The following is a 24,024-nucleotide window of genomic DNA, read 5'->3' on the forward strand; positions in this document are numbered from 1 at the left end:
AGCAATAAATTAAATGTTATTTGTGTCACAAAATTGACATTTTCTCTTGTCGTTAATTTGTCACAATTTAATTTTATTAAACCTAGTCTTTTTATGCAATCTAAGATATCATAATCTTATATGAACAAATTTAAGGAGGGGGATTATGAGCAAAGAGCATACTTTGTCACAAAATATTAGCAGAGTTAACTTCAAAGAATTGCAACAGATAATTAAAATGGGACTTGTTCAAGGTAACTTAATTCCGGCTTTTGCGGGCGCATGGCTAGCAGTTGTAATGACAAATCATTCCTTCTTATCATCAATACCTCAAATTTTATTAATGCTATTTGGATCTACTTTAATTATGGGTGGCGCATGTGCGTTAAATAATTATTACGACCAAGATATTGATCGTATTATGCCTAGTAAACAAAATAGACCAACTGTAAATAATAGAATTACAGATCAAAATTTATTACTATTAAGTTTTGGTATGATGTTAGTTGGAGAAATTTGTTTGTTTTTATTGAATATACCATCAGGCGTACTTGGTCTTATGGGGATTGTAGGTTATGTGTCTTATTACTCAATATGGTCTAAAAGACATACAACATGGAACACAGTGATTGGGAGTTTTCCTGGAGCAGTACCACCACTAATTGGATGGGTTGCAATTGAAGGACAAATTAGTTTAACAGCGATTGCGCTGTTTTTAGTTGTATTTTGTTGGCAACCAATTCATTTTTATGCCTTAGCTATTAAACGTAAAGATGAATATGCACTTGCAAATATTCCAATGTTACCATCAGTTAAGGGCTTTAAACGTACACGTGTCAGTATGTTTATCTGGTTGATTATTTTATTGCCAGTACCTTTATTACTAATAAATTTAGGTGTCGTATTCGTAGTGTTAGCTACCTTATTAAATTTAGGATGGATTGCATTAGGTTTAACAACATTTAAGAAAAATTCAGATCAAACAAAATGGGCAACACAAATGTTTATATATTCACTAAATTATTTAGTGATCTTTTTCGTGTTAGCTGTGATTGTTTCATTACTTACTTTGATCTAGATTAATTAAGTTAGGATGAAAAATATGGGCGTTCCAATTTTACCAACGATTAGTACGACATGTATTGTCATTAGTGCAATTTTAATTGCCATTGGTTGGAGACTTATTTGGAAAAGGGAAATAAATAAACACAAAAATGTTATGTTAGCTGCAGCTGTTTTTGCTTTAACTTTTTTCTTAATCTATGCAAGTAGAACGATTTTTATCGGTAATACAGCATTTGGCGGACCAGCATCAATTAAGAAATATTATACGATTTTCTTATTTTTCCACATTAATTTAGCAACAATTGGTGGTATTCTAGGCCTAGTTCAAATTATTACTGCATTTAAAGATAAATATAATGTACACCGCAAATTCGGGCCATTCGCTTCAGTTATATGGTTCTGTACTGCAATTACAGGTGTAGCAGTTTACTTATTATTATATGTATTATATCCAGGTGGAGAAACGACATCACTGATTAAAGCAACATTTGGTCATTAATATGCTTATACAAATGATACTAATCTGATAAGGCAATTTGTTTTATCAGGTTTTTTGATGAAGAATAGTCGGACAGTTGATGGTATTCATTTGATACCTTAACTGTCCATTTTTTTATACATATTTTAATCTTAATAATGAAATTCAACCTGAAAACATAAAGATAGGTTATGATATAGAGTGTAGGGAAAATCTTTATGACGTTAAAATTATGCCTGAAGATGATTTTGTTTTATCGAAACGACACAGTTATGTCAGTGTTGAAAATTTGCTAATTAATGTGTTGTTTTTTACAATAGTATTAATACTTTTTAGGTGGTTGATTGATGAAAAAGTTAATTATAAGAGTCGTCGGTGTATTATTTTTAGTTGGATTTTTAATATATCTTTTTTATTCACCGAGATTAAAATTTGATGTATTAGAGAACCCGAATAAAGGTAATAAAGTAAATAGATCTGAACAGGTGAATAAATCAAATAACCATGCTGAAAATCCAAAGCCTAAAGAAGGTGTTGGTACATGGGTAGGTAAAGATATTAAAGTGCTTACTTCTAAATTTGGACAAGCAGATCGTGTCTACCCTTTTAGAGATGGTTACAAAAATTATGTGTTTAAAGACAAAAACAGTTATTACATTGTTTCAACTAAACGTGAAGAAATCGTTTCAGTGTATGCTACAGGTGAGAAAGTCAATGTTAGTCCGTTAAAAATAGGACAACATTCTGCAGAAATTTTTAATCATACAAGTATTAATCCAGAACCGTCCTTTAAAGTTGATGGTAAAAAATATGAATTTGAACTTTCAGATGAAGATTTAAAAACACAAACACTGATTAAATATGGCGACATATATGCACAAGTGTATTCTGATCAACAATCGAAAAAGGTGCTAAGTGTACGATTTTTAACAAAAGAAATGTTAGCAGATATTGAACCTTATCAATTAAATTCTAATTCTACGTCAGAAGAGCATAATAAGCGTCCAGTTGAGCAAAATCCAAATCAATTAATTTCTCTTTATGAAGTAACGAATGAAATGAGAAAATTAAAAGGATTAAAACCATTGAAAATCAATAGCGATTTAGCACATATTGCATCTAATAACTTATATGAAGCGACCTCTAATGGTTCTGATAGTGTTGAATTTACAGAGGACGCATTAAGAGGGCAATTAGATAAAAATCACGTTACTTATAAAACAACTGCTCAAAATGTTGGTTATGCGTTTAATGATGTACCAACATTAATCCATAGTTGGATGAATTCAGATATACATCGATCTCGTCTATTAAATTCAAAATACGATGAGATGGGTGGAGATGTAATGAGAGATTATTATTCACTAATTTTCTTAGAAAAATAACAATGAGGGGTATTTATGATTAATGAAGCTTCACTAGCGATATTAGATGATATTGATGAACTAGCTGATATGATAGTTGCATCAGATATTTATGCATCATTTGAGCAAGCTAAACAGGCGCTCGAAAACAATGACGAAGCACATTTACTTTATCAATCATTTTTAAAATCAAAAGAGAAATATGATGAAGTAATGCGATTCGGGAAATATCATCCTGATTATAAGAAAGTTATGTTAGAGACAAGACAACGCAAAAGAGCATATGAGATGCTTGACGTTGTGATGCATTACAAAGCTAGGGAAATGGCACTTCAACATTTAATAGATGAAGTTGTTACGAAAATTGCGTACGCTGTTTCAGAACATGTCAAAATAGAAACAGGTAATCCATTCTTTCAAACATCACATAGTGGTTGTGCGACGGGCGGATCCTGTAATTGTTCATTATAAAAAACATCGAGTCAGAAAAAGGTGGTTATTGAAACCACTAACTAGCATCTGACTCGATGTTTTTATTTATTCGGGATTGTTTGTTTGAATTGTTGTGCTAAATCTGGTCGATCTGTCACAATCGTGTGTGCACCTTTTTGGTATAAATCATTCATCAGATTTATACTATTTACGCCATAATAGCCTGGAATGATATTCATATCATTTAACCATTTGATAAAACGAGATGAAGTCAAATCAATGCCTTTAAAATGAGTAGGCATTTGGAACGTTTGTGCTAATGGTTGGTAGTACCTACCACCTAATAAATGATATTTTAAAAATGCTTCTGTAACTTCCTGTTGGCTAGCACCAATTGCGACGGATCCTTGTGCAATTTTATTAAAACGAACGATTTGTTCTTTATAAAAACTTGTCACAAGAACGCGGTCAAATGCTTGATTTTCTGCAATTGTATCAAACATAATTTGTGGTGCGATTGAGCCTTCATAGGATTCAGGAGCATCTTTTAAGTCTACGTTTATATACATATCAGGATATTGCTTCAGCAACTCATCGAAGGTTAGTATAGCTGTGTGTGCATGACCACGATATGGTGTTAGTCCATTGATATCTTTGAAGTGATAAGCTGCGTCTAATTTCTTTAATTCTGCTAATGTATGGGCACTAACTTTTCCAGAGCCGTTCGTCGTTCTATCAACAGTTGCGTCATGAAAAACGATAAGCTGTTGATCTTTTGTGAGTCTCACATCTGTTTCAAAGCCATCAACGCCTAATTGTTTAGCATAGTCAAATGCAAGTTGCGTTTGCTCTGGTCTTAAAGCCATACCACCGCGATGCGCAAATATATATGGTGCATTGCCTTTGAAAAAAGCAGGGATGGTTTGCTTTTTAGTAATCACTTTATTTTTATTGATCATTAATAGACTACTTAAAAATCCAGCACCGACTAGTACCGCATTTAAAATGTTTCTGTTTACTTTTTTCATAAAAAATTCCTCCTCGTTTACTTTTATAGCTTAACAAATTCATAGTTCTGACTACAGCGAAATGTGTGGTTAATCATATAGTGATGCTCTTGAGAATTGAATTAATATAATGATGTTTAATATAATCTAAATACATTTATCGAGCAATTACATAAGACATAATTAAGGTAGCTTAATATTTTAAAATTAATAAAGACATGATATGATTAATGCTGAAAATAAATGGAGTGAGGTTTAAATGAATTTAATCCCAAGAACTAGTATTGTAGTTTATTTAAAACATATGAAACATGAACGACAAATCCGAAAATATGGACATATCGTTCATTCAAATAGAGATCGTAAATTTGTAATTATGTATGTGAATGAGCAAGATGTTGATCAAATTGTACATAAACTAATGCAACTTAAATACGTTAGACACATTGATGGCTCACCATATAAATACTTAAAGAAAACTTACGAAAAAGAGAAACACGAAATATATAATTAATATTATTGAAGTTCTGGTATCCATTTTTGGAGCCTTAACACACTAATTAAATAATTATAATATAACGATAAATCATGAAATGCTTGAGGGGGCTGTACATCGATACCTAAAATTGGTATGTCGAATTTTTCAGCACAATCATTTATCATTTGAAACTTTTTATTTGAATCTGGATATGGATATTTAATAGCGTTTATCATGATATAAAATGCTTGGAAATGATTGCCAGTTGTAGGGTTCATAATGATTGCTACAGATGACTTTTTATTTTCAGCTTGTGGTGAATGAAAATAGATAATTTTATCAATACGTTGATGGTTATATTCAATCATCGTCATGAATTCGAACAAATCTGTTAGACCTTCACCAAGTGTAATAAATGTTTGTTTCATTGGTTTATCATTCTCCTTTTTCTCAATAAATTATATTAAATAACTAAATGAATTGGAAGTGTGAACAACATGCGCGTCATTGCAGGTAAACATAAAAGTAAAGCTTTAGAAAGTATGGAAGGCCGTAATACGAGACCAACTATGGATAAAGTTAAAGAAGGTATCTTTAATAGTTTATATGATGTGTCAGGTATAGGTTTAGATTTATTTGCAGGAAGCGGGGCGCTTGGAATAGAAGCACTCTCTCGAGGTATGGATAAGGTAATCTTTGTTGATCAAAATTTTAAAGCTGTAAAAGTTATTAAATCAAATCTTGCGAATTTGGATTTAGAGGCACAATCTGAAGTTTATAAAAATAATGCAGATAGAGCTTTAAAAGCATTGTCAAAACGTGATATTCAATTTGATGTCATTTTCTTAGATCCACCTTATAATAAAGGTCTCATTGATAAAGCTTTAAAACTAATTTCAGAGTTTAATTTATTGAAAGAAAATGGTATCATCGTTTGTGAATTTAGCAATCATGAAGAAATAGATTATCAACCGTTTAATATGATTAAACGTTACCATTATGGGTTGACAGACACATTGTTATTAGAAAAGGGAGAATAGCATGGAACATACAATAGCGGTCATTCCGGGTAGTTTTGACCCCATTACTTATGGTCATTTAGACATTATTGAGAGAAGTACAGATAGATTTGATGAAATTCATGTCTGTGTTCTTAAAAATAGTAAAAAAGAAGGTACGTTTAGTTTAGAAGAGCGTATGGATTTAATTGAACAATCTGTTAAACATTTACCTAATGTCAAGGTTCATCAATTTAGTGGTTTACTAGTCGATTATTGTGAACAAGTAGGAGCTAAAACAATCATACGTGGTTTAAGAGCAGTCAGTGATTTTGAATATGAATTACGCTTAACTTCAATGAATAAAAAGTTGAACAATGAAATTGAAACGTTATATATGATGTCTAGTACTAATTATTCATTTATAAGTTCAAGTATTGTTAAAGAAGTTGCAGCTTATCGAGCAGATATTTCTGAATTCGTTCCACCTTATGTTGAAAAGGCATTGAAGAAGAAATTTAAGTAATAAAAATAACAGTATTTTAGGTTTATCATGGTTTACAATCCTAAAATACTGTTTTCATTTGTTAACGATATTGCTGTATGACAGGCGTGTTGAAATCTGTTTGTTGTTGCCCGCTTATTGCATTGTATATGTGTGTTGCTTTGATTTCATTTGTGAAGTAATGTGCATTGCTTTTGTTAATATTGGTTATATATTGTCTTTCTGGGAACGCTGTTTTTAAATGCTTTAAATATTGTCTGCCACGGTCGTTCATCGCTAATACTTTAACTGCGTGAATGTTACTCGTAACATCTGTAGGTTTAATGTTTAATAATACATTCATTAACAGTCTTTGGATATGCGTATATGTATAACGCTTTGTTTTTAGTAATTTTACAAAATGATGAAAATCAGTTGCTTCATAAATGTTAGATTTCAAACGATTTTCAAAACCTTCAGTAACAGTATAAATATTTTTTAATGAATCTGTAGTCATAGCTATGATTTGATATTTCAAATATGGAAATATTTGATTTAATGTTATATGAGGTGTTACGTACAAGTGTTGAATATCTTTAGGTACCACATGATGCCAATGATCATCTTGACTAATGATTGATGTTCTAATAGATGTACCACTTGCAAACTGATGGTGTTGAATTAATGAATCATGATGTTGAGCATTTTCTCGTTTGATAGAAATTGCATTGATGTTTTTAGCATTTTTAGCAATTGCTTTCAGGTAACTAATACCAAGTATGTTGTTAGGACTTGCTAGTGCTTCATGATGCTCTAATAATTCGCTAATGATACGAGGGTAGCTTTTACCTTCTTTTACTTTTTGTGAAAAGGATTCAGATTGTTCAATTTCATTAATGCTGTGTGCTAATTGCTTTAATGTTTTGATATCATTATTTTCACTACCAAATGCAATTGTATCGACACTCATATAATCTGCGACTTTAACTGCTAGTTCGGCAAAATGATCGCCAGATGATAAACTGGCAGTTGCTGGTAGTTCGATAACTAAATCAGCTGTTGATAATGCCATTTTTGCACGAGTAAACTTATTATAGATTGCTGGTTCGCCACGCATGACAAAGTTACCACTCATTATTGCAATAGTAACGTCAGCATTTGTAAGTTTTTTAGATTGATTAATATGATATTGATGCCCATTATGAAAGGGATTATATTCTGTGATTAAGCCAACGCTTTTCATTTGCAATTCGTCCTTTCGGTATTCATTATTAATATTGTAACAGAACATGATATGTTAAGAAAAAATCTTGACAACTTGTTCTTAGAAAGTTAAAATAAATTTTGTGCTTGTTAGAGGTGAAGCCATATGAAATGGTCAATTACGCAATTAAGGAAATATCAAGGTAAGCCATTTGAATTTGATCAAACGGTGAGTTTTGACAATTTAAAAGAATCATTAGATTTAATTGATTTATCTCCAATTACAATCCAAGGTCAGTTAACCATTAAGTCAACAGAAGTCGTTGCGGATATTCACATTACTGGAACGTATACAATGCCTTGTGCACGTACTCTTGTACCAGTAAAAGTCCCACTAGATGTAACTACTACAGAAGTATTTGATTTAGAAGGGTACAATCAGTATAACGATGATCAAGATGATGTAGATGAACACTATCACATTATTAAAGATGGTATGGTTAATCTTCAGGATATTGTCGAGGATATAGTTATTATTGAGAAACCAATGAGAGCTTATTCAGAGCAAAGTGACCAAATGTTGACAGTAGGTAATGGTTGGGAAGTAATCGATGAGGATCAATTAGATGAGCTTGCTAAACAGCAAGAACAAGATGATTCAGAATCACGACAAGTTGATCCAAGGCTTCAAAAATTACAACAATTATATGATAAAGAGCAATAAGTAGTTTAATTAATGATATAATGTTGTTAATTAAACTAACATTTAGTATTTTTCGTTTATAATCTAAGGAGGATATATCATGGCAGTACCAAAAAGAAGAACTTCTAAAACTAGAAAAAACAAACGTCGTACGCATTTCAAAATTTCAGTACCAGGTATGACTGAATGCCCAAACTGTGGCGAATACAAATTATCACACCGTGTATGTAAAAACTGTGGTTCTTACAATGGCGAAGAAGTAGCAGCTAAATAATTTTAGTTACTCAATATAAAAAGTCCCGCTTAAAATGATTGTTTTAAGTGGGACTTTTTATATTGCGAAAAATAATTGGCGAACGAGGTAACTGGATACCTCATCCGCCAATTAAAATTTGTTAATTTAATAATTAAATATAAAGACGATTTATTAGTTTTTACGTTTTCTAGGTAATACGAATGCAACGATGCTACTTAAAGCTAATAATGCCATTAATGGTAATGTCATATCTTTATTTGATTCTTCACCAGTTTGTGGTAATGATTTTGCTTTATTTTCTTGTGTATTTTTATTGTTTTGGCTTTGAGTGTGTCCATCATTTGTGTTTTTAATGTTTGCTTTTTGTAATGGAGCACTATCTTTTGCTTCGCTAGAACCTGCTGAAGTTTGAACAACATCTTTTGTTGTTTTTGATGAAGCAGTTGTTGGTTTTGCAACATTTTGAGTCGTAGATACTACCTTAGTTGGAGTTGTACTACTTGATTCTACTTCACCTTTAGTTGGTTTTGTAGCAGGCGTTTTGTCTTTACCTGACTCACTAGATGCGTCATTTTCTTTTTCAACACTTGGTAATTGTTTATTGTCATCTTTTTGGCTGTCTTGTTTTTGTGATTCTTTTTCAACAGGTGATGGTGTTGGTTTGCTAGGCGTAGCTGGAGTAGCTTCCTTCTTAGCTGAGTTATCTTGTTGTTCTTTTTTGTTAGATTTATCGGTATTGGCTTTTGTAAATGCTTCTTTATCAACGATTCTGACATGGTATTGTCCATCATAATCAATCGTTTTTACGTGAACTTTAACGATAGCATCATATAGAGTTTTACCTTCAACATATGGGAAAATAATTGTTCTAGTATTATTTTTAGCATCTTTGCTTATAGTTCTAACACGTTGACCTTCAACCATGAAATCTTTCCAGTAATCGTCATTAGTAGTTTCCATGACCATATATTTTTTGCCGTTAAGCATACCTGTTTTAATAGGGTGTTTAACAAAAGTATCCATCATAGATTCGTTATTCTCAACACTTTCATAAACAACATATTTTGTATCTTGTAAATCAGTCATTTTTTCATTTGTTGGTTGTACATTTTGGAATTCAGTAATAGCTGATTTCACTTGCTCATCTAAAGCTTTCTTTGTATCCTCTAATTTCTTCTTGTACTCAGCCTTTAATTTTTCAGGAAGTTTATCTTGAATTTTATTTAATTCATAAACTTGTCTTTCTAGTGTTTTCGCTTTTTTATATGGCGCTAATAATTTTTCAGCTTTATAATCTTCTTCAGTTTTGAATTTATCTGCACTGTTATAAATTGGTTGTGCGAATTCCATTAATGTGTAATCGTATTTTTCTTCTTTGTTATTGAAGTGTGTTGAACTAACAATTTTAACAGCTTTTGTTCCGTTTGATACAGAGAAGCGAATGTAAGCATAATCTTTAACAGTATCGTATGATACTAATTTAATTGGCAACTTTTTGTCACCTTCATAAACTTCAAATTTTCTCCAAAATTGACCTGATTGTAATCCTAATTCAATTTCTGGTTTTGAATCAGTGAAAATAACTCTAGCAGGTTTAACAGAACTTGCATAATGATAAAACTGTTGAGTTCCATCTTTCTTTTTCATTTCAAAATCAATTGGACGAGAGTTTGGTGCGCTATGATCTTTGTCTTTTATTGCAGGGTTTTTAATCGCTTCTCTAAGTTCCTGATTCAAAATAGGATATGTATTGTTAGTGGCTTTTGCTGCTGGTTTAACTTCTTTTGTTTCCTTAGGGGCTTTAACTTCTTTAACTTCTTTAGCTTCTTTTGTTTCAGAAGTAGGGGCCTCAACTTCTTTATTAGATACTGAGACAGCATTAGCTACTGGTTTAGTTTCTGGAGCTTTTTCAGATGTTGTTGTTGGACTTGCAACTGCTTCAGTTTTTGGTTGTGCTTCTGTATTTGTACCACCTGTTTCTTCAGCTGCTGCTTGTGCTTCGCCATTTGACATTAATAATAAAAGTGTACTAATTGCTACAGATGCAACGCCTAGTGATGACTTTCTAATTGAATAAAATGATTTAAATTCTTTTTGCTGTTTGTTCATGTTGTAGAAACAACTCCTAATTGTATATTATCAACTGATAATCATTATCAATTGATTACTTGTATTGTACATTGAAATGTTAGTTAATTGCAACGTTATTTTATAAAAAAAATAACCTATGTTATAGATTATGAAATATCTATGACATAGGTTAAATAAAATTTAAAATAAAAAATATATTAAGTTATGAGTGTGACGATGATTTATTTAGATTCTTTTCTTTTGAAAAGTAATAAAGATAATGAACCTAAAAGGGCAAGTGTTGCGAAGGCAACTGTGCTAATAAAGTTATCAACTGAAGTTAAACCAGTTTTTGGTAATTCTTTAGCTTTAGATGCTTGTTTAGGCGTTTCGTTATGTTTTGTAACTTTGTTAGTTTGTTGTGATTTATTATCACTTACAGCTTGATTGTTGCTTTCAGATTTCGCTGTTGCAACATCTTTAACAGGTGTTTGAACTTTATTTTGTTCTTGAGCAGTTTGTGCTGTTTTAACTGTATGAGCAGTTTGTGTTTTAGTTTGATCTTTTGTTGTGTCAGTACTTACAACTTTAGTAGAGTGATTGTCTTCAACTTTGCTTGTTGTAGTTACAGTAGGTTTAACTTTTTCAACTTTAGGTTGAACTGGTTTAGTTTGCTCAGTAGGTGTTTTAGGTTGAGCTGGTTTTGGTTGAACCGGTTTAACATTGTTTGGTTTTGCTGCGTCAGCTAATGTAGGAATTGCTTTTTCAAATTCCAAATGCGTAGTATATCTATGATTGTAATTAATTTGTGGCACGACAATATGTACTTTAGTAGTTAAGCTCTTATATCCAGGTTCAACTGCAACATTGATTGTTCTAGTATCCGCTTTTTTATTATCGTTAACAACAGTTGTTGCTAATTCTTGATTGTTTGCATTGTAAAATTTGTATTCTTTCCAGAATGATGCATTGTTTAACACGGTTTGGAAATAATATTTATTATTTTGTTTAATTACTTTACCAGGGTGTTGCATATAGTCATCCATGTGTGACTTCTCTGAAGAGCCATCTTTTTGCACTTGGAAATTAATTGGTTGTGATGTTGCTTGAGAAACTTGTGTGCTTTGATTATTAGTTGCGTTCGTAGCTTCTGTTGCCGCATTGACTTGTTGGCTGTCTGCGCCTATGTATACAAGGGAACCTAAAATGATAGATGCTGTACCCATTGTAATCTTTTTCATAGCTGATGAACGTTGTTCTGATTGATACTTACTGTTTAAATAATGTTTTGTCATGTTGTTTTCCTCCTAAGGATACAAATTATGTGTTGTTATATGAGATGATTAACCATTGCAATTGATAATGGTTATCAATTATACTAGCACATCTATTTTCGTATAACAATAATAAATTGATTATAAAATAAATATTGACAATGATAATCATTATTATTTATGATTTTACTAAAGACTTAAAAGCAATCATAAAAAGGAGGATTATGTTTTGAAAAATATTTTAAAAGTTTTTAATACAACGATTTTAGCGTTAATTATCATCATCGCGACATTCAGTAATTCTGCAAATGCCGCAGATAGCGGTACTTTGAATTATGAGGTTTACAAATACAATACCAATGACACGTCAATTGCTAATGACTATTTTAATAAACCGGCAAAGTACATTAAGAAAAATGGTAAATTGTATGTTCAAATAACTGTCAACCACAGTCATTGGATTACTGGAATGAGTATCGAAGGACATAAAGAAAATATTATTAGTAAAAACACTGCCAAAGATGAACGCACTTCTGAATTTGAAGTAAGTAAGTTGAACGGTAAAATAGATGGAAAAATTGACGTTTATATCGATGAAAAAGTAAATGGAAAGCCATTCAAATATGACCATCATTACAACATTACATATAAATTTAATGGACCAACTGATGTAGCAGGTGCTAATGCACCAGGTAAAGATGATAAAAATTCTGCTTCAGGTAGTGACAAAGGATCTGATGGAACGACTACTGGTCAAAGTGAATCTAATAGTTCGAATAAAGACAAAGTAGAAAATCCACAAACAAATGCTGGTACACCTGCATATATATATGCAATACCAGTTGCATCCTTAGCATTATTAATCGCAATCACATTGTTTGTTAGAAAAAAATCTAAAGGCAATGTGGAATAATGAGAAATGTTAAACAAATTGCTACAAAATCTATTATAGCTATTATTAGCTTAGGTATACTTACATATACAACAATGATTGGTAGCGTGTTGGCTGATGAGATAAAATATCCATCAGCCAAATTTAATCAACCTGAAGCAAAAGATAAAACAGAATTAACTACATCAATTTTTGATGAAAAGATAAAAGAGAATAAAGCGTTAGAGTTACTAATTTTTAATCAAGAAAATAAAAATGTAACTGAGGAACAACAACTAGTTGACGAAAAGGCGCAATTGATTTCAGATATGACTGGTAAAATTTACTTGCAAGTAAAGCTAAAAGGTCAAATAGATAAAGAACAACTTGTTTTTCAAAATGACAAAAATGAAGAATTTCCTTTTGTTATAAAAGATGAAAAGGATGACACAATAGTAAGAATTTTAATTGAACAGCATATGGATAAAATCAATATGCATGTTAAAACGTTGGCTGAAAAGAAAAATCTAGATAACAAAGAAATGGTGTATTCTATTCATTTTAAAGAGAAAAAAGTACAACATGATGATGCAAAAGAAGTGCCTTCAAAACATCAAAATCAAGAAAATAATCAAGATCAGCTTAAAAAAGATATTGATGACAAAAAAGATAGTCAAAAATCAGATACTAAGGAAAGACGTACTAGCCTTTTTACTGAAAAAGGATTAAATGATATTCCTGTACAAAAAGATAAAGTGCAACAAGACAGTAATAAAAAGATTGAAAATGAGCGACCTAAAGCATCAGGTACATTAAAAGTTGAAAATAGCCCTCCAACAATAAAAAAGGTTGAAAATAATCACAAAGAGCAACCGAAACATAAAGATGAAAAATCAAAAAAGGAAAAGAAAAAAGTAGTTGAAAAAGAAAAAGCGTTACCAGCTTTTAATAGAGATGATGATAGCAAGAATAGTAGTCAATTATCTAGTGATATTAAAGAACTTGATGAACCAAATCATAAAAAGCAATATATGTTATTTGCAGCTGGCATTGTGTTAGCAACTATTTTACTTATTTCGGCACATTTATACAGCAGAAAGAGAGGTAACCAAGTTTGAGAATCATAAAGTATTTAACCATTTTAGTGATAAGCGTCGTTATCTTAACCAGCTGTCAATCTTCCAGTTCTCAAGAATCAACTAAATCCGGCGAATTCAGAATCGTACCAACAACTGTTGCATTGACAATGACATTGGACAAATTGGATTTACCAATTGTCGGCAAACCCACGTCATATAAGACATTGCCTAATCGTTATAAAGATGTACCGGAAATTGGTCAACCAATGGAGCCGAATGTTGAAGCTGTTAAAAAGTTAAAACCAACACATGTTTTGAGTGTGTCAACGATTAAAGATGAAATGCAACCATTTTACAAACAATTAAATATGAAAGGCTACTTTTATGATTTTGATAGTTTAAAAGGGATGCAAAAGTCGATTACACAATTAGGTGATCAATTTAATCGTAAAGCACAAGCAAAAGAATTAAATGACCATTTAAATTCTGTAAAGCAAAAAATTGAAAATAAAGCAGCTAAACAAAAGAAACATCCCAAAGTATTAATATTAATGGGTGTACCGGGTAGCTATTTAGTAGCAACTGATAAATCATATATTGGTGATTTAGTTAAAATAGCAGGTGGAGAAAATGTTATTAAAGTGAAAGATCGTCAATATATTTCGTCTAATACTGAAAATTTGTTGAATATCAATCCAGATATTATTTTACGATTACCACACGGAATGCCTGAAGAAGTTAAGAAAATGTTTCAAAAAGAATTTAAACAAAATGATATTTGGAAACATTTTAAAGCTGTGAAAAATAATCATGTTTATGACTTAGAGGAAGTGCCATTCGGTATTACAGCAAATGTTGATGCTGATAAGGCAATGACTCAATTATATGATTTATTTTATAAGGATAAAAAATAGTGAGTTGATATGATGATAAAAAATAAAAAGAAACTACTATTTTTATGTTTGTTAGTCATTTTAATCGCAACTGCTTATATTTCGTTTGTAACCGGTACAATTAAATTGTCATTTAATGACCTATTTACAAAATTTACAACTGGTAGCAATGAAGCAGTGGATTCAATCATTGATTTGCGATTGCCACGTATATTAATTGCATTGATGGTTGGCGCAATGTTAGCAGTTTCTGGAGCATTATTACAAGCAGCACTACAAAATCCTTTGGCAGAGGCGAATATCATTGGCGTTTCCTCAGGTGCACTTATAATGAGAGCACTTTGTATGTTGTTTATTCCACAATTGTACTTTTACTTACCATTATTAAGTTTTATTGGAGGTTTAATACCATTTTTAATAATTATATTGTTGCATTCTAAATTTAGATTCAATGCTGTAAGTATGATATTAGTAGGTGTTGCGTTATTCGTATTATTAAATGGTGTTTTAGAAATTTTAACTCAAAACCCTTTAATGAAAATTCCTCAAGGCTTAACAATGAAAATATGGAGCGACGTATACATATTAGCAGTATCAGCATTATTGGGATTAATATTAACATTACTATTGTCCCCTAAATTGAATTTACTAAATTTAGACGACATACAAGCGCGAAGTATCGGTTTTAATATTGATCGTTACAGATGGTTAACAGGTTTATTAGCAGTATTTTTAGCAAGTGCAACTGTTGCGATTGTTGGACAACTAGCCTTTTTAGGTATTATTGTGCACATGTGGTTAGAAAGCTAGTTGGGGGCAATTACAGAGTACTTATTCCGTTTTCTACAGTTATTGGTGCATGGCTATTGTTAGTGGCTGATTTATTAGGACGAGTGATACAGCCTCCTTTAGAAATTCCAGCCAATGCTATTTTAATGATTGTCGGTGGTCCAATGCTAATTTACTTAATTTGTCAAAGTCAACGAAATCGAATCTAAAACGGTACAACAACTGGTTTAGTGATGACTGAAGAAACGTCGTTAATAAAAGAGGATTTTTATGAGAATGAAGCGATTTTTAACTATTGTACAAATTTTATTGGTTGTAATTATTATCATTTTTGGTTACAAAATTGTTCAAACATATATTGAAGACAAGCAAGAACGCGCAAATTATGAGAAATTACAACAAAAATTTCAAATGCTGATGAGCAAACATCAAGAACATGTGAGACCACAATTTGAATCACTTGAAAAAATAAATAAAGACATTGTTGGATGGATAAAATTATCAGGAACATCATTAAATTATCCAGTACTACAAGGTAAGACAAATCACGATTATTTAAATTTAGATTTTGAGCGAGAACATCGACGTAAAGGTAGTATTTTTATGGATTTTAGAAATGAATTGAAGAATTTAAATCATAATACTATTTTATACGGGCACCATGTCGGTGATAATACGATGTTTGATGTGTTAGAAGATTATTTAAAGCAATCGTTTTATGAAAAACACAAGATAATTGAATTTGACAATAAATATGGTAAATATCAATTGCAAGTATTTAGTGCATATAAAACTACTACTAAAGATAATTACATACGTACAGATTTTGAAAATGATCAAGATTATCAACAATTTTTAGATGAGACAAAACGTAAATCTGTAATTAATTCAGATGTTAATGTAACGGTAAAAGATAGAATAATGACTTTATCAACGTGCGAAGATGCATATAGTGAAACGACGAAAAGAATTGTTGTTGTCGCAAAAATAATTAAGGTAAGTTAAACAGAAAAGAGGATAATTATGAAATTTATGGCAGAAAATAGGCTGACGTTAACAAAAGGAACAGCAAAAGATATTATAGAACGATTTTACACGAGACATGGGATTGAAACATTAGAAGGCTTTGATGGCATGTTTGTTACACAAACTTTAGAACAAGAAGATTTTGATGAAGTGAAAATTTTAACAGTTTGGAAATCAAAGCAAGCTTTTACGGATTGGTTAAAATCTGATGTCTTTAAAGCAGCGCATAAACATGTTAGAAGTAAAAATGAAGATGAAAGTAGCCCGATTATAAATAACAAAGTAATTACATATGATATAGGCTATAGTTACATGAAATAATTGAATTTAAAGAGGTTGCAGTACTTGTTATGACAATTGGTATTGTTAGCTTTTGTAACGACCATACATGATACCGATGATGGTCGTTTTTTTAATGAACACAAACATGCTAACAACAAATTGCTAAAACATAGTTTGATTTGAATGTGCTTTGAAAATAATCATCAATTATATCATTTTGATTTATTTTGAAGAAGAAAAGAATTAATAATGATATTTTGGGGCGTATGATTTATAGTAGTAGTATCGATAAAAGAAATTTATACAATTTGAAATATTATGAGTGATAAAAGCGATTAATTAATATTAACTATACAATCAAATGTTTTCATCTTATTAATGATTAATATTTTTATTTTTAAAAATAAAGCGAGGAGCTATCAATGGAACAAATTACTTCTGCACAAAATAATAGAATTAAACAAGCGAACAAGCTAAAAAAGAAACGTGAGAGGGATAAAACTGGATTAGCTTTAATTGAAGGTGTGCATTTAATTGAAGAAGCTTATCAAAGTGGAATTGTAATTACACAATTATTTGCAATTGAACCGGCAAGATTAGATCAGCAAATTATCGCATACGCGCAAGAAGTTTTTGAAATAAACATGAAAGTTGCTGAATCTTTATCAGGTACAGTGACACCACAAGGGTTTTTCGCAATCATTGAGAAGCCGCATTATGATATTTCTAAAGCACAACAAGTATTGCTCATCGATCGTGTTCAAGATCCTGGAAATTTAGGCACATTAATTAGAACTGCGGATGCTGCTGGAATGGATGCTGTAATAATGGAGAAGGGTACGACAGATCCTTATCAAGATAAAGTGTTGCGAGCGAGTCAAGGTAGTGTTTTCCATTTGCCAGTTATGACACAAGATCTCGATACGTTTATTACTCAATTTAATGGTCCTGTTTATGGTACAGCACTTGAAAACGCAGTGGCATACAAAGAAGTTACTTCAAGTGATTCTTTTGCATTACTATTAGGTAATGAGGGAGAAGGTGTTAATCCTGAATTATTAGCACATACTACACAAAATTTAATCATACCTATTTATGGTAAAGCTGAAAGTTTAAATGTAGCGATTGCAGGTAGTATTTTACTTTATCATTTGAAAGGTTGACCGTGTTGAAAGTTTTCCGATATAATTATAATTAATTGTTTAACAGAACATTTCTACGTGAATGCATACACAATTGAATATAAACCAATAAAAAGGCATGGACATTTATATAAATAATTGTTTTAGGGAGAATAATCGTGACTGCAAGTTATTCCAATTATTTAAAGTCTTTTCACCTTTTTGGTTACTTAAAGAGATTTAAGTCGGAAAGACAATCCGTTATCAATATTAAACAAGTGTATGCTTAGGCATAAATTTGGGTGGTACCACGGAAATGACTTTCGTCCCTTATTTTTTAAGAGGATGAAAGTCTTTTTTTAGTTAAACAACAAATATGATAAATAGAAAATGAATAGTTCGAATAGGGAGGTCAGTGACATATGTCTGAACAACAAACAATGTCAGAGTTAAAACAACAAGCGCTTGTAGATATTAATGAAGCAAATGATGAACGTGCACTGCAAGAAGTTAAAGTGAAATACTTAGGTAAAAAAGGGTCAGTTAGCGGACTAATGAAATTGATGAAGGATTTGCCGAATGAAGATAAACCTGCGTTTGGTCAAAAAGTGAATGAATTGCGTCAAACAATTCAAAATGAATTAGATGAAAGACAACAGATGTTAGTTAAAGAAAAATTAAATAAGCAATTGGCTGAAGAAACAATTGATGTATCATTACCAGGTCGTCATATTGAAATCGGTTCAAAGCATCCATTAACACGTACAATAGAAGAAATTGAAGACTTATTCTTAGGTTTAGGTTATGAAATTGTGAATGGATATGAAGTTGAACAAGATCATTATAACTTCGAAATGCTGAATTTACCTAAATCACACCCTGCACGTGATATGCAAGATAGTTTCTATATTACGGATGAAATTTTATTACGTACGCATACATCACCAGTGCAGGCACGTACGATGGAATCACGTCATGGTCAAGGTCCAGTTAAAATTATTTGCCCTGGTAAAGTGTATCGTCGTGACTCTGATGATGCGACACATAGTCATCAATTTACACAAATCGAAGGATTAGTTGTTGATAAAAACGTTAAAATGAGTGATTTGAAAGGTACTTTAGAATTGTTAGCTAAGAAATTATTTGGTGCTGATCGTGAAATTCGTTTACGTCCAAGTTACTTCCCATTCACTGAACCTTCTGTAGAAGTTGATGTGTCATGTTTTAAATGTAAAGGAAAAGGTTGTAATGTGTGTAAACACACAGGATGGATTGAAATTTTAGGTGCTGGAATGGTACATCCTAATGTATTAGAAATGGCTGGTTTTGATTCTTCAGAGTACTCTGGATTTGCATTTGGTATGGGACCAGACCGTATTGCAATGTTGAAATATGGTATAGAAGATATTCGTCATTTCTATACTAATGATGTGAGATTTTTAGATCAATTTAAAGCGGTAGAAGATAGAGGTGACATGTAATGTTGATATCAAATGAATGGTTGAAAGAATATGTAACAATCGATGATTCTGTAAGTAATTTGGCAGAACGTATTACGCGCACAGGTATTGAAGTGGATGATTTAATTGACTACACAAAAGATATCAAAAATTTAGTTGTCGGCTTCGTTAAGTCAAAAGAGAAACATCCTGATGCTGATAAATTAAATGTTTGCCAAGTTGATATCGGAGAAGACGAACCTGTACAAATCGTTTGTGGTGCACCGAACGTTGATGCAGGACAATATGTCATTGTTGCTAAAGTAGGTGGCAGATTGCCTGGTGGTATTAAAATTAAGCGTGCCAAATTACGCGGTGAACGTTCAGAAGGTATGATTTGTTCGTTACAAGAAATTGGTATTTCAAGTAACTATATACCGAAAAGTTTTGAATCAGGCATTTATGTATTTAGTGAAGCCCAAGTTCCAGGAACAGATGCCTTACAAGCTTTATATTTAGATGATCAAGTAATGGAATTTGATTTAACGCCGAATCGTGCAGATGCTTTAAGTATGATAGGTACTGCTTATGAAGTTGCAGCATTATATAATACAAAAATGACTAAGCCAGAGACAACATCAAATGAGCTTGATTTATCTGCAAATGATGAACTGACTGTGACAATTGAAAATGAAGATAAAGTACCATATTATAGTGCACGTGTTGTTCACGACGTGACAATTGAACCCTCGCCAATTTGGATGCAAGCACGCTTAATAAAAGCGGGTATACGTCCTATTAATAATGTTGTTGACATTTCAAATTATGTGTTATTAGAATACGGTCAACCATTGCACATGTTTGATCAAGATGCGATTGGTTCACAACAAATTGTTGTTCGTCAAGCTAATGAAGGCGAAAAAATGACAACATTAGATGATACAGAACGTGAATTATTAACGAGCGATATTGTCATTACTAATGGACAAACTCCAATTGCATTAGCTGGTGTTATGGGTGGCGATTTTTCAGAAGTTAAAGAACAAACATCAAATATAGTGATTGAAGGTGCTATTTTTGATCCAGTTTCAATTCGTCATACATCAAGACGTTTAAATTTACGCAGTGAATCATCTAGTCGTTTTGAAAAAGGAATAGCTACTGAATTTGTAGATGAAGCAGTCGACCGTGCATGTTATTTATTACAAACTTATGCAAACGGAAAAGTGCTAAAAGATAGAGTGTCTTCAGGAGAACTTGGTGCATTTATTACACCAATCGACATCACTGCTGATAAAATTAATCGCACTATTGGATTTGATTTGTCACAAAATGATATTGTTACTATTTTTAATCAACTAGGGTTTGATACAGAAATAAATGATGATGTTATTACAGTGCTAGTACCATCACGTCGTAAAGATATTACAATTAAAGAAGATTTAATTGAAGAAGTTGCACGTATATATGGATACGACGATATTCCATCAACGTTACCTGTCTTCGATAAAGTTACTAGTGGTCAGCTAACTGATCGCCAATATAAAACTAGAATGGTTAAAGAAGTGTTAGAAGGTGCTGGATTAGACCAAGCTATTACGTATTCGTTAGTTTCTAAAGAAGATGCTACTGCATTTTCGATGCAACAGCGTCAAACAATTGATTTATTGATGCCAATGAGTGAAGCGCATGCGTCATTACGTCAAAGTTTATTACCACATTTAATCGAAGCGGCATCATATAATGTGGCACGCAAAAATAAAGATGTAAAATTATTTGAAATCGGCAATGTCTTCTTTGCTAATGGAGAAGGTGAACTACCAGATCAAGTTGAATATTTAAGTGGTATTTTAACTGGAGATTATGTAGTCAATCAATGGCAAGGTAAGAAAGAAACGGTTGATTTCTATTTAGCAAAAGGTGTCGTGGATCGAGTATCTGAAAAGTTAAATCTTGAATTTAGTTATCGCCGTGCTGATATTGATGGATTACATCCAGGTCGTACTGCTGAAATCTTATTAGAGAATAAAGTTGTTGGTTTTATTGGTGAATTACATCCAATATTAGCAGCTGATAATGATTTAAAACGTACGTATGTTTTTGAGTTGAATTTTGATGCATTAATGGCTGTGTCGGTAGGTTACATTAATTACCAGCCAATTCCGAGATTCCCAGGCATGTCTCGTGACATTGCATTAGAAGTAGATCAAAATATTCCAGCAGCTGATTTATTATCAACGATTCATGCACATGGTGGCAATATATTAAAAGATACACTTGTCTTTGATGTATATCAGGGCGAACATTTAGAAAAAGGTAAAAAATCAATTGCAATACGTTTAAATTATTTAGACACAGAAGAAACATTGACAGATGAGCGCGTTTCAAAAGTACAAGCGGAAATTGAAGCAGCATTAATTGAACAAGGTGCTGTTATTAGATAATGATTTAAACCCCATGTATAAGGATATCTGAAGTAGATTGATATCCCTAACATGGGGTTTTATTTTTGGGTTCACCAATTTGGTTCCAATGCATTTAAAAAGTCAAAGAGGAACAGCGGAATACAGATGATGCTTCGCACAACTGCATAAAAGCCTCTAATGATTAAAAATCAAAGAGGCTTTAAAATTTTTTGGGCTTTTTCACGATTTTTAAAATGCTTTTTTGAAATGGTATCTAAACGTGAAAGACCGTATTTTTTTATAATTTTGGCGGCGATTACATCGACTTTAGCACCGGCACCTTTAGGAATCGTCATATTAATATTTTTTGATATTTGATCCATATATGTAACAAATGCGTATCGAGAAATTATGCTTGCCACTGCAATGGCTAATGACTTCGATTCTCCTTTTGTTTCAAATTTTGTTTTCTTTGGAAGTGGTATATCTGATAATGCGTAATGGCTATACACTTCGCGTTTTGCGAACTGATCAATGACGATATAGTCTAATTGAGACGAATCAATTTTTTCAAGTACATTTTTGATGGCTTCATTATGAAGGGCAGCTTTCATTTTTACTTGAGTCCAGCCTTTTGCTTGCTGAATATTATATTTTTCATTGTGTAGTGTTAATAATGAATGTGGTATGAAAGTAACCAATTGCTCAGCAAGTTCTACAATTTTGGTATCGGTTAATTTTTTTGAATCATCTACACCCAAAGTTTTTAAAATAGGGACATGCTCTTTGGTAACGAAAGCAGCACACACAGTCAACGGACCAAAGTAATCGCCACTTCCAGCCTCATCACTACCAATACAGTTAAATTGATCATACATTAAAGTTTGTTCAAGAAAAGAATTAGCCATATTTTTCTTTTTAGTTTTATTAGTATTCAATTGAGAATGCTGCGGTAGAAGTTCTTCAGACACAGCTTCTGCATGATTACCTTGAAACATGACTTTACCTGATTGGTAAATATTTACAGTTGTATTTTGATACTTTGCACGTGCTTTCATACCTTGAGGTAAATTCTCAGTATCAAAAGAAATGCGTGACATTAATGTCGTTATGTCTTTATCCGACAATTTAAAAACGATATTCGCCATTTGTGTAAATCCTTTCATAAAATTTCATTGTCTTTAGCAAAAATAATCATATCATAAATGATAATAACGTCAGAAACATTTATGTATGTTGTAAAGAATTAATTGCGGATACTTACAAAATACATAGTGGTCATGTATAATGTTTATGAAAATGTTATAGTGACACAATTTAAACATGATAAAGTATTGAATAGAAAATTCTTTACATTATTTCATTATAAAAAGAACATTAAGTCATCTATAGAGATTGTGTTGTTGTTTTATCATAATTGCAATATAACAATATTAGTATCAAATTCAGACAAACTATCCAGTCATATTTTATAACGTGAATTTAGATTTTAAAAAAAGGATCAGGAGAAATTATAAATGACACAGTTTAAAAACAAGGTAAATGTATCAATTAATGATCAGCTTTTTACAATTGTTGGGGAAGATAACCCAGAGCACATACGATATGTAGCACATTTAGTTGATGATAAAATAAAAGAATTAGGGTATAAAGCAGCAGGTTTAGATACTTCAAGAAAAGCAATACTAACTGCTGTGAATATTATGCATGAAAAAGTACTACTAGAAGAAAAAAAATCGACGTTTGAAACAACAAATTCACAAATTGCAGCAGCGTGAGCAATAAATGGTCATTGATTTTATCATAATCATTTTCTTTGTGTATTTTGTCATCGTTGGATTCAGACGAGGTTTTTGGTTATCTATGATACATTTGAGTGCAACGATTGTATCATTGTGGATTGCCAGTCAATTTTACAAATCTATTGTAGAAAGATTAATTGTATTTATTCCATATCCTAAAACAACAGCATTTAATACAACTTTTGCGTTTCATTTTAATCATCTACAAAATCGATTTGAAGCGATTGTAGCTTTTTTAATGATTACATTGTTTTGTAAGTTCATTTTATATCTAATTATCGTAACTTTTGATAAAATAATAGCGTATCAAAACATTCATATTTTCAGTCGTGCAATGGGAATGATAGTTGGTGTGTTTATGACGATAATTGTCTTACACTTTACGTTATATCTATTGGCATTATATCCTAACGAAGCATTACAACATCAGCTTAAAATATCTATTGTGAGTCATTCATTGATTTTTCACATCCCATATTTATCGGCTTTCACCATTAATTTATAAATTATCATAAGAGGTCAGGAC

26 protein-coding genes and 1 pseudogene are annotated in these 24,024 nt (G+C 31.6%); 21 read left to right on the plus strand and 6 right to left on the minus strand.

Annotated features, from left to right (window positions below; all coding sequences use genetic code 11):
* Positions 1-145: 145 nt before the first annotated feature.
* From cyoE to JG553_RS02680, 4 genes are all read left to right on the plus strand, one after another.
* Positions 146-1,057: a heme o synthase gene (cyoE, locus tag JG553_RS02665; protein ID WP_000031401.1), complete on the plus strand. Its 912-nt coding sequence runs from the start codon at positions 146-148 to the stop codon at positions 1,055-1,057.
* 24 nt (positions 1,058-1,081) lie between these two features.
* Positions 1,082-1,543 (plus strand): DUF420 domain-containing protein, encoded by a 462-nt coding sequence (locus tag JG553_RS02670; RefSeq protein ID WP_000538766.1) that lies wholly within the window; start codon positions 1,082-1,084, stop codon positions 1,541-1,543.
* Positions 1,544-1,869: 326 nt separating this feature from the next.
* Entirely contained in the window at positions 1,870-2,907 is a 1,038-nt protein-coding gene (locus JG553_RS02675; protein WP_000733409.1) for a CAP-associated domain-containing protein, read from the plus strand.
* Between the two features lie 15 nt (positions 2,908-2,922).
* On the plus strand, positions 2,923-3,357 hold the full coding sequence (locus JG553_RS02680) for a YlbF/YmcA family competence regulator (RefSeq protein WP_000606480.1): 435 nt from the start codon (positions 2,923-2,925) through the stop codon (positions 3,355-3,357).
* A gap of 62 nt (positions 3,358-3,419) precedes the next feature.
* On the opposite strand, the gene JG553_RS02685 is transcribed toward JG553_RS02680, so the two are convergent.
* Positions 3,420-4,346 (minus strand): lysophosphatidylglycerol phospholipase D, encoded by a 927-nt coding sequence (locus JG553_RS02685; RefSeq protein ID WP_000757569.1) that lies wholly within the window; start codon positions 4,344-4,346, stop codon positions 3,420-3,422.
* A gap of 238 nt (positions 4,347-4,584) precedes the next feature.
* On the opposite strand from JG553_RS02685, the gene JG553_RS02690 reads away from it, so the two are divergent.
* Positions 4,585-4,839: a YlbG family protein gene (locus JG553_RS02690; protein ID WP_001049150.1), complete on the plus strand. Its 255-nt coding sequence runs from the start codon at positions 4,585-4,587 to the stop codon at positions 4,837-4,839.
* A gap of 2 nt (positions 4,840-4,841) precedes the next feature.
* Here JG553_RS02690 and JG553_RS02695 read toward each other — a convergent pair whose 3' ends face one another.
* Positions 4,842-5,231, minus strand: a complete 390-nt coding sequence (locus JG553_RS02695; protein WP_000814565.1) for a DUF7147 family protein — start codon at positions 5,229-5,231, stop codon at positions 4,842-4,844.
* A 69-nt stretch (positions 5,232-5,300) separates the two neighbouring features.
* Between JG553_RS02695 and rsmD the strand changes: the two genes are divergently transcribed.
* Complete coding sequence (rsmD, locus tag JG553_RS02700; protein ID WP_001263796.1) at positions 5,301-5,843, plus strand: 16S rRNA (guanine(966)-N(2))-methyltransferase RsmD; 543 nt, start codon at positions 5,301-5,303, stop codon at positions 5,841-5,843.
* Between the two features lies 1 nt (position 5,844).
* Positions 5,845-6,327: a pantetheine-phosphate adenylyltransferase gene (coaD, locus tag JG553_RS02705; RefSeq protein ID WP_000401377.1), complete on the plus strand. Its 483-nt coding sequence runs from the start codon at positions 5,845-5,847 to the stop codon at positions 6,325-6,327.
* Between the two features lie 61 nt (positions 6,328-6,388).
* Here coaD and JG553_RS02710 read toward each other — a convergent pair whose 3' ends face one another.
* Positions 6,389-7,528, minus strand: a complete 1,140-nt coding sequence (locus tag JG553_RS02710) for a nucleotidyltransferase (protein WP_000843611.1) — start codon at positions 7,526-7,528, stop codon at positions 6,389-6,391.
* Positions 7,529-7,654: 126 nt separating this feature from the next.
* On the opposite strand from JG553_RS02710, the gene JG553_RS02715 reads away from it, so the two are divergent.
* Positions 7,655-8,212, plus strand: a complete 558-nt coding sequence (locus tag JG553_RS02715; protein WP_000872158.1) for a YceD family protein — start codon at positions 7,655-7,657, stop codon at positions 8,210-8,212.
* 79 nt (positions 8,213-8,291) lie between these two features.
* Positions 8,292-8,465 carry a 50S ribosomal protein L32 gene (rpmF, locus tag JG553_RS02720; RefSeq protein ID WP_000290472.1) on the plus strand — a complete coding sequence of 58 codons (174 nt, stop codon included), beginning with the start codon at positions 8,292-8,294 and terminating at the stop codon, positions 8,463-8,465.
* A 153-nt stretch (positions 8,466-8,618) separates the two neighbouring features.
* Here rpmF and isdB read toward each other — a convergent pair whose 3' ends face one another.
* Positions 8,619-10,556 (minus strand): heme uptake protein IsdB, encoded by a 1,938-nt coding sequence (gene isdB, locus JG553_RS02725; protein ID WP_001041586.1) that lies wholly within the window; start codon positions 10,554-10,556, stop codon positions 8,619-8,621.
* A gap of 203 nt (positions 10,557-10,759) precedes the next feature.
* Entirely contained in the window at positions 10,760-11,812 is a 1,053-nt protein-coding gene (isdA, locus tag JG553_RS02730) for an LPXTG-anchored heme-scavenging protein IsdA (protein WP_000160859.1), read from the minus strand.
* Between the two features lie 208 nt (positions 11,813-12,020).
* On the opposite strand from isdA, the gene isdC reads away from it, so the two are divergent.
* The 10 genes and pseudogenes from isdC (at position 12,021) to pheT (ending at position 21,735) form a co-directional block, all read left to right on the plus strand.
* Positions 12,021-12,704, plus strand: a complete 684-nt coding sequence (gene isdC, locus JG553_RS02735; protein WP_000789821.1) for a heme uptake protein IsdC — start codon at positions 12,021-12,023, stop codon at positions 12,702-12,704.
* The gene (gene isdD, locus JG553_RS02740) at positions 12,704-13,780 is read left to right on the plus strand and encodes an iron-regulated surface determinant protein IsdD (protein ID WP_001246698.1); all 1,077 of its coding nucleotides are present in this window, start codon (positions 12,704-12,706) and stop codon (positions 13,778-13,780) included. The genes isdC and isdD overlap by 1 nt, the downstream gene beginning before the upstream one ends.
* A complete protein-coding gene (isdE, locus tag JG553_RS02745; protein WP_001220199.1) occupies positions 13,777-14,655 on the plus strand; it encodes a heme ABC transporter substrate-binding protein IsdE in 879 nt (292 codons plus the stop codon). The genes isdD and isdE overlap by 4 nt, the downstream gene beginning before the upstream one ends.
* Before the next feature lie 12 nt (positions 14,656-14,667).
* Positions 14,668-15,632 (plus strand): annotated as a pseudogene (isdF, locus tag JG553_RS02750) (hemin ABC transporter permease protein IsdF).
* Positions 15,633-15,693: 61 nt separating this feature from the next.
* Positions 15,694-16,428: a class B sortase gene (gene srtB / locus JG553_RS02755; RefSeq protein ID WP_001242429.1), complete on the plus strand. Its 735-nt coding sequence runs from the start codon at positions 15,694-15,696 to the stop codon at positions 16,426-16,428.
* Positions 16,429-16,446: 18 nt separating this feature from the next.
* Complete coding sequence (isdG, locus tag JG553_RS02760) at positions 16,447-16,770, plus strand: staphylobilin-forming heme oxygenase IsdG (RefSeq protein WP_000670950.1); 324 nt, start codon at positions 16,447-16,449, stop codon at positions 16,768-16,770.
* A 36-nt stretch (positions 16,771-16,806) separates the two neighbouring features.
* A complete protein-coding gene (locus JG553_RS02765; protein ID WP_001788617.1) occupies positions 16,807-16,914 on the plus strand; it encodes a hypothetical protein in 108 nt (35 codons plus the stop codon).
* Positions 16,915-17,153: 239 nt separating this feature from the next.
* Positions 17,154-17,894, plus strand: a complete 741-nt coding sequence (locus tag JG553_RS02770; protein WP_000435374.1) for a TrmH family RNA methyltransferase — start codon at positions 17,154-17,156, stop codon at positions 17,892-17,894.
* A 380-nt stretch (positions 17,895-18,274) separates the two neighbouring features.
* Positions 18,275-19,333 carry a phenylalanine--tRNA ligase subunit alpha gene (gene pheS / locus JG553_RS02775; protein ID WP_000003559.1) on the plus strand — a complete coding sequence of 353 codons (1,059 nt, stop codon included), beginning with the start codon at positions 18,275-18,277 and terminating at the stop codon, positions 19,331-19,333.
* Entirely contained in the window at positions 19,333-21,735 is a 2,403-nt protein-coding gene (gene pheT, locus JG553_RS02780; RefSeq protein WP_000908982.1) for a phenylalanine--tRNA ligase subunit beta, read from the plus strand. Before pheS ends, pheT begins: the two co-directional genes overlap by 1 nt.
* Before the next feature lie 170 nt (positions 21,736-21,905).
* On the opposite strand, the gene rnhC is transcribed toward pheT, so the two are convergent.
* Positions 21,906-22,844, minus strand: a complete 939-nt coding sequence (gene rnhC, locus JG553_RS02785) for a ribonuclease HIII (RefSeq protein WP_001284258.1) — start codon at positions 22,842-22,844, stop codon at positions 21,906-21,908.
* A 369-nt stretch (positions 22,845-23,213) separates the two neighbouring features.
* Between rnhC and zapA the strand changes: the two genes are divergently transcribed.
* Positions 23,214-23,474 (plus strand): cell division protein ZapA, encoded by a 261-nt coding sequence (gene zapA / locus JG553_RS02790; RefSeq protein WP_001804460.1) that lies wholly within the window; start codon positions 23,214-23,216, stop codon positions 23,472-23,474.
* A gap of 7 nt (positions 23,475-23,481) precedes the next feature.
* A complete protein-coding gene (locus tag JG553_RS02795; protein WP_000234068.1) occupies positions 23,482-24,003 on the plus strand; it encodes a CvpA family protein in 522 nt (173 codons plus the stop codon).
* Positions 24,004-24,024 lie beyond the last annotated feature (21 nt).

This window comes from Staphylococcus sp. T93 (assembly GCF_016743875.1).
GTDB classification, from domain to species: Bacteria; Bacillota; Bacilli; order Staphylococcales; family Staphylococcaceae; genus Staphylococcus; species Staphylococcus aureus.

Coding starts and splice junctions, on each gene's coding strand:
- cyoE (WP_000031401.1), top strand. CDS start 146: ATGAGCAAAGAGCATACTTTGTCACAAAATATTAGCAGAGTTAACTTC.
- JG553_RS02670 (WP_000538766.1), top strand. CDS start 1,082: ATGGGCGTTCCAATTTTACCAACGATTAGTACGACATGTATTGTCATT.
- JG553_RS02675 (WP_000733409.1), top strand. CDS start 1,870: ATGAAAAAGTTAATTATAAGAGTCGTCGGTGTATTATTTTTAGTTGGA.
- JG553_RS02680 (WP_000606480.1), top strand. CDS start 2,923: ATGATTAATGAAGCTTCACTAGCGATATTAGATGATATTGATGAACTA.
- JG553_RS02685 (WP_000757569.1), bottom strand. CDS start 4,346: ATGAAAAAAGTAAACAGAAACATTTTAAATGCGGTACTAGTCGGTGCT.
- JG553_RS02690 (WP_001049150.1), top strand. CDS start 4,585: ATGAATTTAATCCCAAGAACTAGTATTGTAGTTTATTTAAAACATATG.
- JG553_RS02695 (WP_000814565.1), bottom strand. CDS start 5,231: ATGAAACAAACATTTATTACACTTGGTGAAGGTCTAACAGATTTGTTC.
- rsmD (WP_001263796.1), top strand. CDS start 5,301: ATGCGCGTCATTGCAGGTAAACATAAAAGTAAAGCTTTAGAAAGTATG.
- coaD (WP_000401377.1), top strand. CDS start 5,845: ATGGAACATACAATAGCGGTCATTCCGGGTAGTTTTGACCCCATTACT.
- JG553_RS02710 (WP_000843611.1), bottom strand. CDS start 7,528: ATGAAAAGCGTTGGCTTAATCACAGAATATAATCCCTTTCATAATGGG.
- JG553_RS02715 (WP_000872158.1), top strand. CDS start 7,655: ATGAAATGGTCAATTACGCAATTAAGGAAATATCAAGGTAAGCCATTT.
- rpmF (WP_000290472.1), top strand. CDS start 8,292: ATGGCAGTACCAAAAAGAAGAACTTCTAAAACTAGAAAAAACAAACGT.
- isdB (WP_001041586.1), bottom strand. CDS start 10,556: ATGAACAAACAGCAAAAAGAATTTAAATCATTTTATTCAATTAGAAAG.
- isdA (WP_000160859.1), bottom strand. CDS start 11,812: ATGACAAAACATTATTTAAACAGTAAGTATCAATCAGAACAACGTTCA.
- isdD (WP_001246698.1), top strand. CDS start 12,704: ATGAGAAATGTTAAACAAATTGCTACAAAATCTATTATAGCTATTATT.
- srtB (WP_001242429.1), top strand. CDS start 15,694: ATGAGAATGAAGCGATTTTTAACTATTGTACAAATTTTATTGGTTGTA.
- isdG (WP_000670950.1), top strand. CDS start 16,447: ATGAAATTTATGGCAGAAAATAGGCTGACGTTAACAAAAGGAACAGCA.
- JG553_RS02770 (WP_000435374.1), top strand. CDS start 17,154: ATGGAACAAATTACTTCTGCACAAAATAATAGAATTAAACAAGCGAAC.
- pheS (WP_000003559.1), top strand. CDS start 18,275: ATGTCTGAACAACAAACAATGTCAGAGTTAAAACAACAAGCGCTTGTA.
- pheT (WP_000908982.1), top strand. CDS start 19,333: ATGTTGATATCAAATGAATGGTTGAAAGAATATGTAACAATCGATGAT.
- rnhC (WP_001284258.1), bottom strand. CDS start 22,844: ATGGCGAATATCGTTTTTAAATTGTCGGATAAAGACATAACGACATTA.
- zapA (WP_001804460.1), top strand. CDS start 23,214: ATGACACAGTTTAAAAACAAGGTAAATGTATCAATTAATGATCAGCTT.
- JG553_RS02795 (WP_000234068.1), top strand. CDS start 23,482: ATGGTCATTGATTTTATCATAATCATTTTCTTTGTGTATTTTGTCATC.